This window comes from Haloarcula sp. K1, assembly GCF_001647155.1.
GTDB classification, from domain to species: domain Archaea; phylum Halobacteriota; class Halobacteria; order Halobacteriales; family Haloarculaceae; genus Haloarcula; species Haloarcula hispanica.
The window spans coordinates 32,722-51,071 of the sequence record NZ_LRHL01000045.1 but is presented as its reverse complement, the minus strand read 5'-3'; the positions used below and the strand labels follow the sequence as shown (position 1 = coordinate 51,071).

Below are 18,350 nucleotides of genomic sequence, written 5' to 3'. Positions count from 1 at the left end.
TTGCCAGAGATAAGGCGCACCCGTACTTTTCTCTGTGGGTGGGGCATCGAACCCATTTATAAGAAATCGCTTCTATCACGCGCTATGAGGCGCACACTGCCGGATCCGACTGGCCACAGTCCCGTAGGAGACAGCGTGGTCCGGTTCGTCCGCGAGCCGGCACAGGACGAGATCTAACAGATTGAGTTCCGCCAGCAGGTCCCGGGTCTGGCCCCGGTCGAGGCTCAGGCGTCGCTGGACCTCGTACACCGTGTCGGAATCGACGACCGCGTCCGCGACGTCTTGCAGCTGGACATCAGCTGGGAGTCCAATCCCGTCGGTGACCAGTTGCTCGTCTGGAAGTTCCCCGACCGAACTCTCGGAACCAACTGACTCGGCCGAAACGGGTTCGGCCACACTGACCTGTCCGCCCCCGGCATCGACTTCACCCTGGCTCGCGCCGTTGTCAGACTGCCCTGATTCGGCCGCTTCTTCTTCCTCGTCGCTGGAGGTGTTGTACGTGTTCGGGACGTGGATGTCCGCTTCTATCATGTATCGTCGGACCGTCTCGGAGGAGACATCCATCTGTATCTGCTCGGCGATCTCCCTGAAGTTGTCACACTCGTCGTACAGTGCTTGCAGGTAGTCGGTGTCCTCGTACGGTGGGACGGAGTCGTCGCGGACGGCGGCGAACGGGCCGTATTCAGAGTTGTTCTCGCGATCAGACTCAGGAGCCGCTGTAGCCGCGCCGTCCGACTGTGGGCTTTCCCGTGAACCGTCACCTCCCTCACTGACAGACTCTGAATCCGAGATATCCGAACCGTCGAGCGCGTCAATGTTACTCTCGACGGCATCGGCCGAACGCGCTACGGTGCCTGTTGCTGAATCGCTATCGACAGCTGGCTCCGGCCCACAGTCGACGCTGGCTGCCTCGTCTGGCGCGCCCATGGCATCAATTGTCAGCTCTACCGTCAGGAGCAAGCCGTCGTCAGTAACCGTCGCCGAGGCATCACCTATCGACAGTGAGGTCCCAGCGGTCGACGGAAGTTCAGTGGCCGACGGTGAGAACGTGACTTCGAGGTCACCACTGTCGGTTAGATTCGCCGTCTCCGGGCTGAGACCTTCGTCAGCGCCGCCGCCGGAACGCAGCGAGACCGGCATCGCCACCGTCACATCGAGGACTGCATCACCGGTGTCGGCCGGCAATGCTTCGACGGTCTCGATGGACCGACCGCGGGATTCGTACGCATCGATGACCTCCGCGAGCGCCGTGAATGCGGTGTGAAGTCCCATGTCATTGAGTGACTATGACACGTTATGCTGTAGAGATAGGTGTGGAATACCGAACCCATTTATAAACTTTCCCAAAACTACGGCTAGCAACACACGTCTGAAACAGTGCCCGCAGGCGGCTCCTCGGATACGTCTCGGTTATCGCGGTGTCGCGATGCCTGCGAGGCGTTCCCCTTTCACGACGACAGACTCCCTGGCAAGCGAGAATATCACTCCTCGTTCTGTCGCTGAGACGACCTGTTGTTGCTCGAACGAGGAGGGTTCGTAGACAGTCCCCAGTCGCTCCCCGGCGTCGACAGTGTCACCGACGGCGATGTCCGGCCGACATTCGAACAATCCCGATTCCGACGCGGTGACCGGCTCCGTGTCGTTTCGGAGTACCGTCTGTGCCGCCTTCGACTCCGGCTCTGCCGGGAGGACTGCCCACTCGCGCAGGAGATTCTGTATCCCGTCGACACCAGCCGCAACCGCGTCCTGTGCTATCCGGCGACTGTTCGATAGCTCCGCCGTGATAACCGGAATTCCGGCTGCCGCAGCCACAGCACGGAACGTCCCGCCAGAGCCGTCGTCGCCGGTGTCCTCGGACTCGTCGGTGATTCTGTAGGAAGTACCGAACGCTTCGGCGAGGCGCTCGGCGGCCGGGTCGCCCGCCCGGCATCTGACGTGTTCCAGCATATCTGCCGTGCCGGTGTGGAGATCGACCGCGGCGTCCGCGTCTTTTACGAGTTCCCACAGCCGAGCGGCAAACTGTTCCTGTAGGCTTCCGGACTCGTCTCCCGGCCACACGCGGTTCAGGTTCGGGTTCATCACGTCGTACTCGCCGGGGGTCATGTACGACCGGTGATCGAACGCGAGCTGGTTCACGACTGGGATGACAAGTACTGTCCCGGCGATAGCCGCGTCGGTCAGGCGGTCGTGCAGTCGCCGTAACGCGGCTGGGCCGTTGAGTTCGATGCCGTGTTGCGCCGCCTGAATATACACTGTCGGCCCGGGGCTGCCGACGTACCGGTGGACAGTCACGGACACGGCTCGTCCTGACGGGAGTCTCCCGAGCCGTCGGTCAGTCGTCGTGTGCGTGACGGCGGTGTAGTCCATATCGATGCCCGGCGGCGCGCAGGCAAAAGCGCTGGGAGTAGGAGCGTCGCTGGGCCACACGGAGCGGTGCTGTGATGCTCCTTCGGAACAGAACCACTGACCGGTAGAGCGGCTGTCGCCGGTGTGAAACCCCGTATCATAAAAATCACAGAGGGCTGTTAACATATAACTTGACAGTACAATAGCGTGTTGGACACTGCTCGGAGTTTCTGACCGGAAGCGACAATCACCACAGGGGACCCAAATCTATTAACAATGGTACTCCTGTTATTCTGAAACACTACGTGATAATGCGATGTCAGTTTGCAAAGGAGGTGGACCAGGCGGTAACTATATTGCCACGCCATAGCACGTTCTACCCAGAGTCATGGAGCCTACCGATAGCCTGCCGACCCAGGCCGATACCGTCATCGTCGGTGCCGGAATCGTCGGCTGCAACATCGCCTACCAGCTGACAGCGCTCGGCCGTGAGGACGTGGTCGTAGTCGACCAGGGGCCGATGCCAACCACTGGTGGATCATCCACCCACGCTCCCGGAATCATGTTCCAGACCGCGGAGCCGAAAGTCCTCAGCCAGTTTGCGGACTACAGCCGTCGGCTGTACTCGGACCTCGAGGGCGCGGATGGGCAGCAGGCCTACAACGAAACAGGCGGCATCGAAGTCGCGCGCAGCGAGGAACGCATGGACTTCCTCCAGCGTCGCGTCGAATACGCCAAGGCCTGGGGCATCGAGGACCCGCAGTTGCTCTCGCCCGAAGAAGTCACCGAGCACCTCCCGCTGGTCGACGCCGACCAGATCAAGGGCGGCTACTACTCCCCGACGGACGGGCAGGTCTCGGGCGTCGTCGCGTGTGACGCACTGGCCAGGGAAGCGATGGACGGGGGCGCGAAGTTCGTGCCGCACACGCGCACCGAGGACGTCGAAACAGCGGACGGCGAGGTCCAGGCCGTCGTCACGGAGAACGGTAGTATCGAGTGTAACGAGGTCGTCGTCGCGACGAACATCTGGGCCCGTCAACTCGGCGAGAAACTCGACGTGCACCTGCCGGTGACGCCGGTCGAACACCAGTACACGATGACGGAGTCCCTCGACGAACTGGCCGACAGCGCGGTCGACATCACGGACCACCCGCTGTTCGAGAACTACGAGAACGTCTCCGGGGAGAAGGCAAAACGGCTCCTCGTGGGTCCGGACCGGCCGATTCTCCGCGACCAGGACAACGCGATGTACTACCGGAACCACGGGGACTCCTACGGTATCGGCTCGTACAACCACGAGCCAATCGTGCCCGATCCACAGGACCTCGGCGGCAACGACCCCGACGGCGAGCAGGGCTCGGTCCACGAGTTCACGGACTACCACATGGACAACGCGACACATCCGGACCGGCCGGACAAGGCCCCGCGACAGGCCAGCGACGAGCTGTTGCCCGCGACGGCCGGCAAGGAACTCGAACACAAGTACAACGGCATGTTCGCGGAGTCGCCCAACGGCCTCCCTGTGATGGGGCCCGTCCAGGAGTACGACGGCCTCTGGACGGCGGCGGCCATCTGGGTCACCCACGCCGGCGGTGCCGGCAAAGCGCTCGCCGAGTGGATGGAACACGGCGTCCCGCGCCTCCCTGACGGCCCGATTGACCTCGCCCACTGCGACGTGAACCGCTTCGACGAGCACGAGGGCAGTTGGGACTTCGCTCGGGACATCGGCGGCGAGGAGTACCGCATCGTCTACAACATCATGCACCCCAAGTGGGTCTGGACCGACAAACAGCGGGACATCCGTCGGACCCCGATGTACCACACCCACAAGAAGTACGACGCCGAACTGTGGGCCGAGGCCGGCTGGGAGGAACCCCACTGGTTCGACTCAAATGCCGACCTCCTGGCGGAGTACGGTGACCAGATCCCCGACCGCGAGGGCTGGGAAGCGAAGTACTGGTCACCCATCGAAGGCGCCGAGGCGCTGAACGTCCGGGAGAACGTCGGGCTCCACGACATGACATCGTTCAACAAGATGGAGGTCATCGGGAGCGACGCCGGCGAGTTCGTCCAGTACCTCTGTACGAACGACATGGACATCGACGTGGGCGACGTGAAGTACACGCTGATGTGTAACGAGGGCGGCGGCGTCCGGGCGGACATCACGGTCACGCGAACCGACGAGGACCGCTACCTCCTACTGACGACGGGTCGCGAAGTCGGGAACAACCATGTCGCGTGGGTGCGCGAGCAGTCCCCCGACGACGTGGTCGTCAACGACGTGACCTCCAGCCTGGCGGCGATGGTCTGTACCGGCCCGAACGCCCGGAAGGTCCTCTCGAAGATCACCGACGTCGACCTCTCCGACGACGCCTTCCCGTTCTTCACGAGCCAGCAGTTCTTCATCAAGAACATTCCCGTGACTGCGCTCCGCGTCTCGTACGCGGGCGAGCTCGGCTGGGAGTTCTACACGCCCTCGGAGTACGGCGAACGCCTCTGGGAGCACATCATGGAGGCCGGCGAGGAGTACGGCATCCGCCCGTACGGCAACGGCGCGCTCGATTCGCTCCGCATCGAGAAGGGCTTCCGGCTCTGGGGGAAGGACCTCCACACGGAGCACAACCCCTACGAGGCCGGCCTCGGCTGGGCCGTCGACCTCGAAACCGACTTCATCGGCAAGGAGGCGGTCGCGGCGGCCGCCGACGGCGACAACATCGACCACAAGGTCGCCTGTCTGACCCTCGATGACGAGGACGCCGTCGTGTTGGACAACAAGCCAGTCCTCGACGGTGACGAGACCATCGGCTATCTCCACAGCGCCGAGTACGGCTACACTGAAGGCGCGTGTGTCGCCTACACATACCTGCCGCCGGAGTACGCTGAACCCGGAACCAGCGTCGAAATCCTCTACGAAGGGGAGCGATACGACGCGACGGTCCGCGAGGAGCCGCTCGTCTGAGAGCAACCTCCGACCCGCCGCTGATTCTATCGGGATTGTAACACGCTGTGGTTCAGTCCGACTGGCCGTTTACTCCCTGTTTGCGACGGACAACAGACGCTCAGATACCGGCCGAATAATCGACACTGTGCCGCTCTACCCGGAAATCTCCTCTCTGCGTGGTTCTCCCCACCGGTGTATTTAAGATTGTGACAGAAACAGTCCCAAACGAGATACATGAGCACAGAGACTCCCCCGTCTCGGGCGGATACTGTTGTTATCGGTGCCGGGGCCGTTGGGTGTAGCGTCGCGTATCACCTGACGGAACTCGGCGCGGAGGACGTTGTCGTCATCGACCAGGGACCGCTCCCGGTCACCGGCGGGTCATCAGTCCACGCGCCCGGCATCATGTTCCAGACGTCGCCGTCGAAAATACAGACGAAGACGGCGCACTACACCAGCCGACTGCTCTCCGATGCCGGCGTCTACGACGAGGTTGGCGGCATCGAGGTGGCCCGCAGCGACGAGCGGATGGACTTCCTCCGTCGGCGCGTCGAGTGGGCGACTTCCTATGGGCTGCCGGAACCGCAGTTGCTCTCGCCCGAGGAAGTCACCGAGCACCTTCCGATGGTCGACGAGGACGAAATCCTCGGTGGCTACTACTCGCCGACTGATGGACGCGTCGACGGCATCGGCGCGCTCCAGTGGTATATGGAAAACTCTTCGGCGTCGTTCTACGGGAACACGGAGGTCACCGATCTGGATGTTTCGGGGGGCGAAATCAACGCTGTCGAGACCGCACAGGGCCGCATCGACTGCGAGCGAGCCGTTATTGCGACGAACAACTGGGGCTACCAGACCGGCCAGCTGGCTGGGCTCGACCTCCCGATTGCGCCAGTGGAGCACCAGTACGTCGTCACCGAACCGATGGACGAACTCGCCGACGCCGAATCCTCGGTCGGCGACAACACGACCGGGCTGGACGTGCCGGGCGACCGCTCTATCGCTGAGTACATGAGCGAAGGGCCACACCAGCCAGTCGGCCGCGACCAGGACCACTCGCTGTACTTCCGGACCCACGGCGACGCGCTCGGGATGGGCTCGTACAACCACGAGACGCTCTCGGTCGACCCCGAGGCGATGGGGAAGAACTCCGAGGAACACCAAGCGTCAGTTAGAGGGTTCACGAAGGAGCATTGGGAGACACCGACCCACCGCGGCCGAGACAAGTCGGCAAAGCAGGCCTTCGACGAACTGCTGCCGGCGACACAGGACGTGGAATACGAGGCCACCGAGAACGGTATCTTCGTATTCACGCCCGACGGGATGCCGGCCGTCGGCGAGACGGCGCAGGTCGACGGCCTCTGGACCGGACTGGCTATCTGGTGGACCCACTCCGGGGGCTACGGCCGCATCCTTGCCGAGTGGATGGAAAACGGCGTTCCCAGACTGCCGTCCGGCCCGGTCGACACCGGCGGCATCCACGTCCGACGGTTCGAGCCGCACGCGGGCGAGAAAGACTACTTCGTCGACCGCGGGGCCAAGCGCTACGAGCAGGTGTACAGCATCGTCGAGCCGCGGTGGCAGCCCGACGACCACCGGGGACTCCGGACGAGTCCGTTCTACCACCAACAAAAAGAACTCGGCGCGGAGTTCTACCAGAGCGGCGGCTGGGAGACGCCACAGTGGTACGAGTCGAACGCCGACTTGGTCGAAAGATACGAGGACCGGATTCCCGATCAGAACGGCTGGCAGGGCATCAACCGCTCGAAAATCGAGGCTGCGGAGCATCTCCACGCCCGCGACAAGGTGTCGATGTTCGACATGACGACGTTCAGCTCGATTATGGTCGAAGGCGAGGGGAGCCAGGCGTTCCTCCAGCGGGTCTGTAGTAACGATATGGATATCAACACCGGGCAGGTCCGCTACTCGCTGCTGTTGAACGAGGGCGGCGGTATTCTCGCGGATATCACTGTTGTCAGACTCGATGACGAGGCGTTCATGGTGACGACCGGTGGCGGGAACTCGCCCGGCATCCACGGCGGCCATCTGGAAGACGAAGCGCCCGAGACGGTGTCAGTCCACGTCGAGGAAGGCGCGAAATCCACAATCGGTCTCTGGGGGCCGAACGCGCGGCTCCTCCTCCAGCGGTGTACCGACACGGACGTGACCAACGGTGGCTTCCCGTACTTCAGCGCCAAGCAAATGTACGTTGGCGACGTGCCAGTCATCGGGCTGCGAGTCTCGTACGTGGGTGAACTCGGCTGGGAGCTGTGGGCACCGACGGAGTACGGCCAGCGCCTCTGGGAGACGCTGGCAGAGGCCGGACAGGACCTCGGCGTCCGACCGATGGGCGGCGGGGCGCTCAGTTCCATGCGATTAGAGAAAGGCTACCGCCTCTGGGGGACGGACATCGACACGGACTCGAACCCCTTCGAGGCCGGTCTGCCCTTCGCCGTCGATATGGATACAGAGTTCATCGGCAAGGAAGCCTTAGAGGCCGCACGCGACAGGGGCATCGACAGCAAAATCACGCCACTCACGCTCGACGACTCGACAGATATCATGCTGAGTGGGCGGCCAGTGACGAAAGACGGTGACGCAATCGGCTATGTGCAGGCTGGGAACTACGGCTACAGTATCGGTGAATCCATCGCGTACACGTACGTCCCAACTGAATACGCCGAGTCGGGCACGTCGGTCCAGATACAGTGTGAGGGTGAGACCTACGACGCAACGGTGCGTGATGAGCCGCTGTTCGACCCAACCCGAGAGCGCATCATCAAATGACAGGACAGCGCACTGACCCACCAACTTTGACATAAGGCCCGGGACGATACGAACACATGACACAAACCGAATCGGACACCCTGCCCGTCACATACGCGGACATCGAACGAGCCCGCGAACGGCTGGACGACGACACGGTTGTAAAGAAAACGCCGGTTGAACGGAGCACGTCCCTCGGTGGGTTCGTCGACGCGGAGGTACATCTGAAGATGGAGCACCTCCAGTGGACAGGGTCGTTCAAGACCAGAGGCGCGTACAACAAAATCTCTCAGGATGTCGCCGATGGCGTGGAGTCGTTTGTCGCCGCTAGCGCCGGCAACCACGCACAGGGCGTTGCCCTCGCCGCGACGAAATGCGGGGCAGAGTCGACGATTTTTATGCCGGTGAACGCGCCACAGGCCAAGATAGACGCCACCAGAGGCTACGGCGGGAGCGTCGAACTGGTGGGTAACGACTTTCAGGAGACGATGTCTCACGCCAAAGCCGTCGTCGAGGAGACCGACGCCGAGTTCGTTCACGCCTACGACGACCTTGACATAATCGCTGGCCAGGGGACCCTCGGTACCGAAATGTACCATGACTGCCCGGACGTTGACACGGTCGTCGTTCCTATCGGGGGCGGTGGGCTCATCAGCGGCGTCTCGACCGCAATCAAACACCTCTCGCCCGAGACGCGCGTCGTCGGTGTCCAGGCGACCGGCGCGGAGACGGTGCACGAAAGTCTCGACAAGGGGATTCCGGTCGTGCTCGACGAGGTTGACACAATCGCTGACGGCATCGCCACAGGCGGCATCTCGGAGACGACGCTCGACATCATCGAGGCGAACGTCGACGAGGTCGTCACTGTTTCGGACACCGACATCGCACAGGCGATTCTCCTGTTGATGGAACGGGCCAAACAGGTCGTAGAAGGTGCCGGGGCCGCCTCCGTGGCTGCCGTACTGAGTGACAGCCTCGACGTGTCGGGTGAAACGGTGATGCCGCTGCTCTGTGGCGGGAACCTCGACATGACACAAATGCGTGAGGTTCTCATCCATGCGCTCACGGAGCGCCAGCAGCTCCTTCAGCTTCGGGTTCGCATCGACGACCAGCCGGGTGTGATGGAGGAGATCTCGGGGGTCATCGCCCGGCAGGGAGCTAACATCCACGACGTTCGCCACGAGCGGTCCGTCGAGAACCTCGAAATCGGGGAGGCGTACCTCGTCTTCAACGTCGAGACGAGCGGTGCCGAGCATGCACAGACCATCATTACGGCGATACGCGACGCGGGCTACCCCGTCGACAACGTCGCACGGAAGGCCCAAAACGGCGCACTGTGAGCCGGAATCGGCATTCAGATCGACGGATCGACGCCACGAGCGGGGAAACCTATAACAGGTGTGTGGGGGAATTACACATGAGTCAGGCACCATGTACGACCACATACTCGTCCCGTATGACGGCAGTGATGAGGCCCGGAGAGGGGCAGAACACGGCATCGAACTCGCCGCTGCACTCGGCGCGACAGTCCATGCATTGTACGTCATTGACCTGCCGGGCACGCCGCGTGCGCTTGCGCTCAGAGATGACGAAGAGGAGATGCGCGAGGAGTATCGAAACTACGGGGAAGAGGTTCTGGCGAATCTCGGGAACGTCGCCCAAGAGCACGGCGTCGATTACAAGACGCATTTCAAAACCGGCGCACCCAGCGAGGAAATCGTCGAGTTCGCTGAAAACGAAGACATGGACGCGATTGTCCTGGGCTCGGCGTTCCGTGGAAAGCTCGGGAACCTGCTCGGTGGGACAACCGATAAAGTGGTCCGGACGTCGAGCATTCCAGTCATCAGTCAGCGGATGAGTGTCAACGACATTTGACACCAGCTACGCGTCTATCAGTCGCGTCTCACGTATGTAGATCACCAGGCTGGCGCTGAGGAAACTGAATCCTGCGAGTCGGAAGTCGCCGACTGTCATCCCGACGAGGCCGACGCCCATCAGCAGTGCTGCCACCGCGGCTGCCCCTGTTGCCAGAAGTCGTGCCATACTGATGCTAAGTGGGAGTCCGAAATAAATACGCACCCATCAAGCGGTGAGACAATCGAAGACTCGTCGACAGCCAGCAAACCTCAATGTACTAGATAGGAGAAATGTCTGCCGAGTCACAGCCGTACAGTGCTTCAGTCCGTGATATATTGGTGTCTAAGGTGAAGTTTTATTACAGTTGCATCAGTGCATAAGTATGAGACTGTGTAGCACACAAAACACGCCGACAATAGCCCTGCGGGCACGTCGTGTCCGCCCGAGCGAGTACAGTAAGACAAACAGGATGCGACTGCTGTAGGCGCGCTACGCCGGGATGTCGTTACCATGACGGTGGCAACGGACTACGACAGAGGACGACCGCGACTACGACAATGAGACACCACAGACCAGTACCGCGTTCGAGAGGGGTAACGTATGGCAAACAGTGACGACCAAACCGGGGAAATGTCTGACGGGCTTCAGGTCGAGTTGTTCCATCCGGAGTCCGACCGCGAACCCGGTGATACGAACATTCAGGCGGCTGGATTCGACATCCATCCGGTGGTATTCCCGGTGGCGCTGGTGATCATTGCGCTGTTCATCGCAGTGACGATACTGCTCGGTGACACCGCAGCCTCGGCGTACACATGGCTGTTCAATACCATCGGGGACACTTTCGGCTGGTTCTACCTGCTGGCGGTGAACGTGTTCATCATCACACTGCTTTACTTCGCGTTCAGCAAGTACGGCAATATCAGAATCGGCGGCGTCGAGGCCGAAAAGGAGTTCAGCGACTTCTCCTGGATGGCGATGCTGTTCAGCGCCGGCATGGGTATCGGCCTCATGTTCTTCAGCGTCTCGGAACCGCTGTACTACTTCCAGAACCCCCCGAGCTTCTTCGGGGCCGAAGCGGGGACCGGCGCAGCGGCGTCCGCCGCGATGGCGCAGACGTTCTTCCACTGGGGCTTTCACCCGTGGGCGGTGTACGGCCTAGTGGGACTCGGCCTCGCGTTCTTCTCGTTTAACCGGGGACTCCCACTCACCTTCCGGTCGATATTCTGGCCCCTGCTGGGCGAGCGGATTTACGGCTGGCCGGGCCACATCATCGACCTCGTGACGGTGTTCGCGACGCTGTTCGGGCTGTCAACCTCACTGGGACTCGGTGTTGCACAGGTCAACACGGGGCTCTCCTACGTGGGCGGCGACATGCTCGGTGCGGTGAGTGTCCCGACAGGGACCTGGCCGCAAGTCGCGCTCATCGCCGGCATCACGCTCATCGCGACCCTCTCGGTCGCGGCGGGGCTCGACGGCGGTGTCAAGCGGCTGAGTACGCTCAACCTCTACCTGATGTTCGCACTGCTCGGGTTCCTCCTGATCGTGGGCCCGACGGTGTACATCTTCGGCACCTGGGTGGAGGGGCTCGGCGCGTACTTCGGGAACATCCTCGCGCTCGGGTTCTTTACCGGGACGCTGAACGAAGCGGCAAACGGGACCCCGACCGCCTGGACCGTGTTCTACTGGGGCTGGTGGATCGCGTGGTCGCCGTTCGTCGGGATGTTCATCGCGCGTATTTCGAAGGGACGGTCCGTTCGAGAGTTCGTCCTGGGCGTGCTGTTCCTGCCGTCGATGTTCTCGACGCTGTGGCTGTCGGTGTTCGGCGGTAGCGCGATGTTCAACTCACTGATGGGGAACGGACAGGCGCTGGCGACGTACAACGAGGTCGGCCAGACTGTCGCGATGTTCGCCCTGCTGGAGCAGTTCCCGCTGGGCGTGGTTAGCGGCCTACTCGCGACCTTGCTGGTCATCACGTTCTTCGTCACGTCGTCAGACTCGGGGTCACTGGTCATCGACCACCTGACCTCGGGCGGTAAGCACGACGTTCCGCGGACGCAGCGGATCTTCTGGGCCCTTACCGAGGGCCTTGTCGCGTCCATCCTGCTCATCGGTGGCGGTCTGACGGCGCTCCAGACGGCCGCAATCACCACAGGACTCCCGTTCGCGTTCATCCTGTGTCTGATGTGCTATACAGTGTATCTGGGGCTCGACAACGAGTACCAGATACTCGAATCGGAAGAGTTCGCAGAAACGATTCAGGACCTCTCTGAACGGGATGATGTCGACGTCGTGACCGCCGGCGACGAAATGGTGACAGATATCTCCGACCCGGGAGACGACACGGCGACGGGTACCGACTGAAGCGCTCTCTTTTTGGCGTTTTCCGACGCGACCGGTCGTGTCAGATGCTATAGCCAACAGCGGCCGAAACCGTTCACGCTACCGGCCGCCCAGTTCTGTTTCGACCGTCCGTTCAGAGTGTATCCAAATCCGGGCAGAGCCGCCGATTCCGAACGCGGCGATGGCGAGGCTGGACACGATACTGCCGGCGGGTGAAAGCAGAACCCACGAGACAGCGCTGAGAAACGCTCCGATGAGGAGCCCGTATGTTGGTCGGCGGCTGCCAAAGATATCAGTGAGGAGTGTGCCGACCACGAGAAAGCCGAAGCTTGTGAGTACCAGGACGAACGCACTACTGATGAGAATCGCGACACGGACGAATACCCCGCCAGCGACGCTGAGGCGGGCCAGCGTTGTTGCCCCGTAGAGGCCGACGATGCCGACGATCACGTACCCAGCGATGCCGTAGAGGACGGCCATCGCCGGGCTGTCCGAAATCGCGTCAATCGACTCGTCGACGTAGTTCCGCCGCAGCCGGAGCACCAATGCGCCGGCCACGAGCACGAGAACGAACGAGACGAGCCCGCGGAGCGGTCTGGACAGTTCGGTGCCAACGCCGGGCATCAATTGTCCCACGACGGGATTCACAACAGTTGCCGCCAGTCCCGGGACGGTCGGCGCAACACCGACAGCCGCGTCAACACTCATATGCCACATACCGCGGGTCGCCGTGAAAACCTATCGACCGCTCATCACCGGGTCAGCGTTCGTACTGCCCGGAAATTTAAGCCGTCAGAATACATACCATGTCACAGTGTCTGGATGGCTCGCAGCTCTGCTCTCGAAGCTTGTCTGGGTCGGCAAGCGAGTGGCCGCGCCACTCCAGCGGAGTGACGGGCCGAACAAGTTCAGGCTGTCGAGCATGGACACGGCAACGACGACGTACGACGGTGACATTGGGTGGGCGAGACGGCCGCCAGCGACGGTCGAATGTCCGCGATGCGAGTCGGAAATCTTCCAGCACAACGCGCGTGACAGCATCGACTGTCCGCGGTGTGTCGGCGAATACAGCCACGACGAGTTCGCCGACCTGCAGCTCCTGTATCTCACCTGCCCGGTCTGTCGGAGCCGGATGGAGCACGGGCAACGCCACCCCGAGCGGTTCGACATCCCCGAGTGGGCGACCTGCACGGACTGTCGGTACCACTGGGAGTTCGAACACTCCTACGACCGCAGTACTGATTGAGACGATGGGTACACTGATCACTGCTGCCGTTTGGCCGGTATGCGTTGCTTCGAAACGGCTACGAGATCAAAAGCAGGGTGATGCCCAGTTCCAACACGCGAGTGGGATTCTGCCGTCAGTAATACTTCCAGTCGTCCTCACGGCTCCCTTGCACGACGCCGTCGTCCTCCTCACTGTCCGCCTCTTCTCGCTCATCGGGCCAGCGGATACCGTCTCCGATGAGGCTCTTGTACGCGAAGGCACCCAGACCGACGAGCATCAGCAGAAGAACGACGGTGCCAGCGACTGCTGCCACCTGCCCGACGGATTCGAGCAGGCCCGAACCGAGCTGAACTGGAAACTGTAGCATACATACTGTTCGGGCTGCACAGGTATCACTGTTGTCGCATCTGAGACGGTCGCGACGCCGTCGCTGAGACCGTCTTGAGCACGGCGTTGTTCTCGGAGACGTCGTGGACCCTGACTGCGTCAGCCCCACGTTCGGCGGCCAGCGCTGTCGTGGCCAGAGTCGGTGGCAGCCTGTCCGCACCGGCGTCGCTCATGTCGGCAAACATCGACTTCCGGGAGTGCCCGACCAGCACCGGACAGCCGAGCGCGTGGAACTCGTGGAGTCGGTCGACGAGTTCGAACGATTCGGCGGCGTTCTTCCCGAAACCACAGCCGGGGTCGACGATAATCTGCTCGCGGTCGATGCCGGCTTGCTCGGCGAGCAGGATCTGTTCTGTGAGGTCTCGAAGCACGTCATCGACGACGTCGTCGTAAGTCACAGTTCGGCCTGGGTCCACTGGCGCGGACAGGCTATGCATCAGGATGACGGACGCGTCGTGGTCGGCAACCACGAACCGCATCTCGGGGTCCGACAGTCCCGACACGTCATTGACGATGTCGGCACCGGCGTCCAGCGCCGCGTCAGCGACGGCAGCCTTTCGGGTATCTACGGAAACAGTCGTGTCGAGCGAGGACACGGCCTCGATAACGGGTACTACGCGGTCGATCTCTGTTTCGACGGCCACGGGGTCAGCCCCGGGACGCGTGCTCTCGCCGCCGATGTCGACGATGTCCGCCCCGGACTCGATCATCTGTTCCGCGTGACTGACCGCGAGGTCGCGACGGTTGTACTCGCCGCCGTCGTAGAAACTGTCCGGCGTGACGTTGAGAATACCCATCACGGCCGCCTCTTCCCTGTCGAACGGCGGCGGGAACGACCTGTCAGACAGCGTGCCTTCGAGTTGCGTGGCGAGCCGACCGAGCCCCAGCCCTGTCGAAGCCAGTCTGTCAGTGAGCTGTTGAAACTGTCGCGGCGTTCCCGACAGCGTCGTGTCGACGAGCTTCTCCGGCATCCCGACAGCCGAACGGGTACAGGTGCCGCCGCAGTCCTCGAACGCCTGTTTGACGACGCCTGCCTGGTCGCGCCGCAGCGTGACCGAAAGCATCTGCTGGTGGATTTCTGGTTCACTTCCTGATCCAGCGGTCCCGCCCGCCGACGGCTGCTGGAGCGTCTCTGTCGGAACGACCAGCCGACTCCAGCGGTCCCGAGCCTCGGCAACTGCGTAGAGAGACCCGGCCACGAGTACGAAGTCGTCCGCGCCGGCCGTGGCTACCGCTCGTTCGGTGGCTTCCGGAACGGACTCGACCTGCTGTACCTGGGCTGCCTGCCCCTCGAACGCGGCAGCGAGCGATCCAGTGCTCGCGGCTCGGTCGACTTCCGGTCGCGCGGCGAACGCCGTCTCGACGGCCGGAAGCGTCGCAATCATTCGTTCGTACTCCTTGTCCTGCATCGCGGCGAAGACTACGTGGAGGTCGTCGTACTCGTATCGCTCTATGAGTGTTGTCAGCGTCTCCATCGCGCCGGGGTTGTGTGAGCCATCGAGAACCACCATCGGGTCGGTCGACCGGATCTCGAACCGCCCCGGCAGCGTCGCGGCCCGCAGCCCCTCGGATATGGTTTCGGTGTCCTCGTCGATGAGTTGTCGGGCCAGCGTCGCGGCGACGCCGGCGTTCTCCGCCTGATGCTGTCCGAGCAGTTTGAGGTTCGATTCGAGCGCCCAGTCCGGCCCCGTGAGGGAGATGCGGTTCTCGACGGCCGAGCGCATGCCGTTTTCGACGGCGGTGACGTCAGCCCCCTCACCACCGACGGTGATGGTGTCGGTAATCCCCTGGATCGCATCAAGGGCAGCGCCGGTCGTTCCCGTCACGAGTGGGGCGTCCCGCGGCGCGACCTGTGCTTTGTCGCGGGCGATCTTCTCGACCGTGTCGCCGAGCAGGTCGGTGTGTTCTAAACTGATACTGGTGACGGCGCTTGCGACGGGATCGACCGCGCTCGTGGCGTCGTACCGGCCGCCGATACCGACTTCCAGAACTGCCACATCGACGTCTTCGACATCGAAATGATAGAGCGCAAGCGCGGTGAGTACCTCGAAATGCGTCGGCTTGTCGTCCTCGGCGGCCAGGCGGTCGATACATGGCTCGATCTGTTCGACGAACTCCGTCACCCGCTCTTTGGGTATCCGGCCGCCGTTGACCGTGACTTGCTCCCGAAAGCCGTTCAATCCCGGCGAAGTGAACAGGCCGACGTCCAGCCCGGCGGCTCTGATCACGCTCTCGGTCATCTGGGCGGTGCTTCCCTTTCCGTTCGACCCGGCGATCTGCACGCTGTCGAAACTGTTGTCCGGGTCACCGAGATGTGCGAGCATCCGCGCCGTCGTATCGGTCCCCAACTTGGGCCGACGGCGTTGTAGCGACTGCAGGTAGTCCGCCGACTCGTGGTACTCCATACCATAATTGGGCGGCGGCGGCCTGATTAATTTATCGCCAGAGGGTTCTGCGTCGATAGCACGTAACGAGGTGGAGCACCCTCTTCAGGCCGAAACCCACGAGAAACTCCTCAATGGCGGCCCGGAAACCGTGATCGAGTCATTTCGTAGATCCCGACGTCGCTGCCGCTGCCGTCCGGACTGCTGCTGGGCCACGGAACCAATCTCGTAAGCCGAGATACATGATGTGGCTTACGCGGTCCGTAACGGCGTCTCGAACACATCCTATCCCGATAGTATCAGGTTCACTAACATTATTACGACGGTGTAGGGAAGGGCTAGTCGAGATGTCTTCACAGGATGAGCAATCCGCGACCGAAGAGACACAGGAGCCGATTCCTACGGACTACGATATCGCCCAGTCGACCGAGATGGAACCGATCTGGGAACTGGTAGAGCCGTGGGGACTCGGCCTCGACGACCTCCAGTACTTCGGCGAATACACCGCGAAAGTCAAACAACACGCCATCGAGCGCCTCCGTGAACAGGCCGAGGACAAGGAGCAGAACCTCGTCCTGGTAACCGGGATGACCCCGACGCCGAAAGGCGAGGGGAAGACGGTAACGACCGTCGGCCTCGGACAGACGCTCAACCACGTCGGCGAGGAAGCGATGATCGCCATCCGGGAACCGTCGCTTGGCCCGGTGTTCGGCGTCAAAGGCGGCGCAGCAGGCGGCGGCCGGTCGCAGGTCCTTCCGATGGAGGACATCAACCTCCACTTCACCGGCGACCTCCACGCGCTCACCTCCGCACACAACCTCATCGCCGCGATGCTCGACGCGAAGATCTCGCAGGGTGACGACCTGAACATCGACATCAACAACGTCTCCTGGCCGCGCGCTATCGACATGAACGACCGCGCGCTCCGGGAGACCGTCGTCGGCCTCGGCGGGAAAACCGGTGGGACGCCACGGGAGGACAGCTTCCTCCTTACCGCCGCCTCAGAACTGATGGCGGTGCTGTGCCTGGCGAGTGACCTGGGCGACCTCAAAGAGCGAGTCAGTCGCATCATCGTCGCCTACGACGAGGACGGCGACCCGGTCACGGTCGAAGATATCGAAGCGACCGGCCCAGCAACCATGCTACTCCGGGACGCGATCAAGCCGAACGTCGTCCAGACCATCGAGGGGACGCCGGCGCTGGTCCACGGCGGGCCGTTCGCGAACATCGCCCACGGGACGAACTCGCTCGTCGCCGACAAGACTGCCTTCGGCATGGGCGACTACCTCGTCACCGAGGCTGGTTTCGGCTCCGACCTCGGGGCCGAGAAGTTCATGGACGTGGTCTGTCGCAAGGGCGATATGACGCCGAACGCCGTCGTGCTGGTGGCGTCGGTCCGCGCGCTCAAATACCACGGCCTCGACCAGTGGCCGGTCGACTACGACGAAATCGACGAGGCCGGCGTCGAAGCCGTCGAAGCGGGCTTCTCGAACCTCGACAAGCACGCGACGAACCTCCAGAAGTTCGGCGTCCCGGTCGTCGTCTCCGTCAACCGCTTCCCGGACGACACCGACGAGGAGATTCAGGCCATCTTGGACCACTGCCGTGAGGACCTCGGGGTCAGAGCGGCTGAGTCGAACGTGTTCTCCGACGGCAGCGAGGGCGGCGTCGACCTCGCGGAGAACGTCATCGAGGCAACCGAGGAGAGCAACGAGGAGGACTTCCGGATGCTGTACGACGACGAGGACAGCATCAAGGAGAAGATCCACACCGTCGCGACCGAGATTTACGGCGCTGACGACGTGAAATACACCGGCGGCGCGCTCGACGACATCGAGCAGATGAACGAGCTCGATTTCGACGACTACCCGGTCGTCATGTCCAAGACGTTCCACTCGCTGAGCGACGACGCGAGCCAGAAGGGCGCGCCAGAGGGCTGGGAACTCGAAATCAGCGAAGTGTACCCGTCTGCCGGAGCTGGCTTCCTGGTCGCTCTCACGGCCGACGCGCTCACGATGCCTGGCCTGCCGGCCCGACCGGCTGCCGCCGACATGGACATCGACGAAGACGGTAACATTTCGGGGCTGTTCTGACGAACCGG

Annotated in this window: 13 protein-coding genes; 7 read left to right on the top strand and 6 right to left on the bottom strand. The window is 62.4% G+C overall.

Features of this window, described 5'->3' with window-relative positions; all coding sequences use genetic code 11:
• Positions 1–75 precede the first annotated feature (75 nt).
• Together AV929_RS18700 and AV929_RS18695 are read right to left on the bottom strand one after the other, a co-directional pair.
• Complete coding sequence (locus AV929_RS18700) at positions 76–1,272, bottom strand: hypothetical protein (protein ID WP_064288986.1); 1,197 nt, start codon at positions 1,270–1,272, stop codon at positions 76–78.
• Positions 1,273–1,410: 138 nt separating this feature from the next.
• Positions 1,411–2,367, bottom strand: coding sequence for a succinylglutamate desuccinylase/aspartoacylase family protein (locus AV929_RS18695; protein WP_064288985.1), 957 nt, complete (start codon positions 2,365–2,367; stop codon positions 1,411–1,413).
• 367 nt (positions 2,368–2,734) lie between these two features.
• Between AV929_RS18695 and AV929_RS18690 the strand changes: the two genes are divergently transcribed.
• From AV929_RS18690 to AV929_RS18675, 4 genes are all read left to right on the top strand, one after another.
• The gene (locus AV929_RS18690; RefSeq protein WP_064288984.1) at positions 2,735–5,305 is read left to right on the top strand and encodes an FAD-dependent oxidoreductase; all 2,571 of its coding nucleotides are present in this window, start codon (positions 2,735–2,737) and stop codon (positions 5,303–5,305) included.
• Positions 5,306–5,521: 216 nt separating this feature from the next.
• Positions 5,522–8,074, top strand: a complete 2,553-nt coding sequence (locus tag AV929_RS18685; RefSeq protein ID WP_064288983.1) for an FAD-dependent oxidoreductase — start codon at positions 5,522–5,524, stop codon at positions 8,072–8,074.
• A gap of 56 nt (positions 8,075–8,130) precedes the next feature.
• Entirely contained in the window at positions 8,131–9,393 is a 1,263-nt protein-coding gene (gene ilvA, locus AV929_RS18680; protein ID WP_064288982.1) for a threonine ammonia-lyase, read from the top strand.
• A gap of 91 nt (positions 9,394–9,484) precedes the next feature.
• Entirely contained in the window at positions 9,485–9,928 is a 444-nt protein-coding gene (locus AV929_RS18675) for a universal stress protein (protein ID WP_014031182.1), read from the top strand.
• Positions 9,929–9,934: 6 nt separating this feature from the next.
• Here the strand turns inward: AV929_RS18675 and AV929_RS22030 are convergent, their stop codons facing one another.
• Complete coding sequence (locus AV929_RS22030; RefSeq protein WP_005533017.1) at positions 9,935–10,096, bottom strand: hypothetical protein; 162 nt, start codon at positions 10,094–10,096, stop codon at positions 9,935–9,937.
• A 414-nt stretch (positions 10,097–10,510) separates the two neighbouring features.
• Here AV929_RS22030 and AV929_RS18670 point away from each other — a divergent pair, with 414 nt between their 5' ends.
• Entirely contained in the window at positions 10,511–12,271 is a 1,761-nt protein-coding gene (locus tag AV929_RS18670) for a BCCT family transporter (RefSeq protein ID WP_064288981.1), read from the top strand.
• 78 nt (positions 12,272–12,349) lie between these two features.
• Here AV929_RS18670 and AV929_RS18665 read toward each other — a convergent pair whose 3' ends face one another.
• Positions 12,350–12,958 carry a hypothetical protein gene (locus tag AV929_RS18665; RefSeq protein ID WP_014031180.1) on the bottom strand — a complete coding sequence of 203 codons (609 nt, stop codon included), beginning with the start codon at positions 12,956–12,958 and terminating at the stop codon, positions 12,350–12,352.
• A gap of 106 nt (positions 12,959–13,064) precedes the next feature.
• Here AV929_RS18665 and AV929_RS18660 point away from each other — a divergent pair, with 106 nt between their 5' ends.
• Positions 13,065–13,496 (top strand): hypothetical protein, encoded by a 432-nt coding sequence (locus AV929_RS18660; protein WP_230458915.1) that lies wholly within the window; start codon positions 13,065–13,067, stop codon positions 13,494–13,496.
• A gap of 115 nt (positions 13,497–13,611) precedes the next feature.
• On the opposite strand, the gene AV929_RS18655 is transcribed toward AV929_RS18660, so the two are convergent.
• Together AV929_RS18655 and folP are read right to left on the bottom strand one after the other, a co-directional pair.
• Positions 13,612–13,845, bottom strand: coding sequence for a hypothetical protein (locus tag AV929_RS18655; RefSeq protein WP_014031178.1), 234 nt, complete (start codon positions 13,843–13,845; stop codon positions 13,612–13,614).
• A 25-nt stretch (positions 13,846–13,870) separates the two neighbouring features.
• Complete coding sequence (gene folP / locus AV929_RS18650; protein ID WP_064288980.1) at positions 13,871–16,270, bottom strand: dihydropteroate synthase; 2,400 nt, start codon at positions 16,268–16,270, stop codon at positions 13,871–13,873.
• Between the two features lie 326 nt (positions 16,271–16,596).
• Between folP and AV929_RS18645 the strand changes: the two genes are divergently transcribed.
• Positions 16,597–18,342 carry a formate--tetrahydrofolate ligase gene (locus AV929_RS18645; RefSeq protein ID WP_014031176.1) on the top strand — a complete coding sequence of 582 codons (1,746 nt, stop codon included), beginning with the start codon at positions 16,597–16,599 and terminating at the stop codon, positions 18,340–18,342.
• Positions 18,343–18,350 lie beyond the last annotated feature (8 nt).

Bases quoted from the DNA above. Each gene is read 5' to 3' on its own strand.
- AV929_RS18675 (WP_014031182.1), top strand. From the start codon at position 9,485: ATGTACGACCACATACTCGTCCCGTATGACGGCAGTGATGAGGCCCGG.
- AV929_RS18685 (WP_064288983.1), top strand. From the start codon at position 5,522: ATGAGCACAGAGACTCCCCCGTCTCGGGCGGATACTGTTGTTATCGGT.
- AV929_RS22030 (WP_005533017.1), bottom strand. From the start codon at position 10,096: ATGGCACGACTTCTGGCAACAGGGGCAGCCGCGGTGGCAGCACTGCTG.
- AV929_RS18665 (WP_014031180.1), bottom strand. From the start codon at position 12,958: ATGAGTGTTGACGCGGCTGTCGGTGTTGCGCCGACCGTCCCGGGACTG.
- ilvA (WP_064288982.1), top strand. From the start codon at position 8,131: ATGACACAAACCGAATCGGACACCCTGCCCGTCACATACGCGGACATC.
- folP (WP_064288980.1), bottom strand. From the start codon at position 16,270: ATGGAGTACCACGAGTCGGCGGACTACCTGCAGTCGCTACAACGCCGT.
- AV929_RS18655 (WP_014031178.1), bottom strand. From the start codon at position 13,845: ATGCTACAGTTTCCAGTTCAGCTCGGTTCGGGCCTGCTCGAATCCGTC.
- AV929_RS18645 (WP_014031176.1), top strand. From the start codon at position 16,597: ATGTCTTCACAGGATGAGCAATCCGCGACCGAAGAGACACAGGAGCCG.
- AV929_RS18695 (WP_064288985.1), bottom strand. From the start codon at position 2,367: ATGGACTACACCGCCGTCACGCACACGACGACTGACCGACGGCTCGGG.
- AV929_RS18700 (WP_064288986.1), bottom strand. From the start codon at position 1,272: ATGGGACTTCACACCGCATTCACGGCGCTCGCGGAGGTCATCGATGCG.
- AV929_RS18670 (WP_064288981.1), top strand. From the start codon at position 10,511: ATGGCAAACAGTGACGACCAAACCGGGGAAATGTCTGACGGGCTTCAG.
- AV929_RS18690 (WP_064288984.1), top strand. From the start codon at position 2,735: ATGGAGCCTACCGATAGCCTGCCGACCCAGGCCGATACCGTCATCGTC.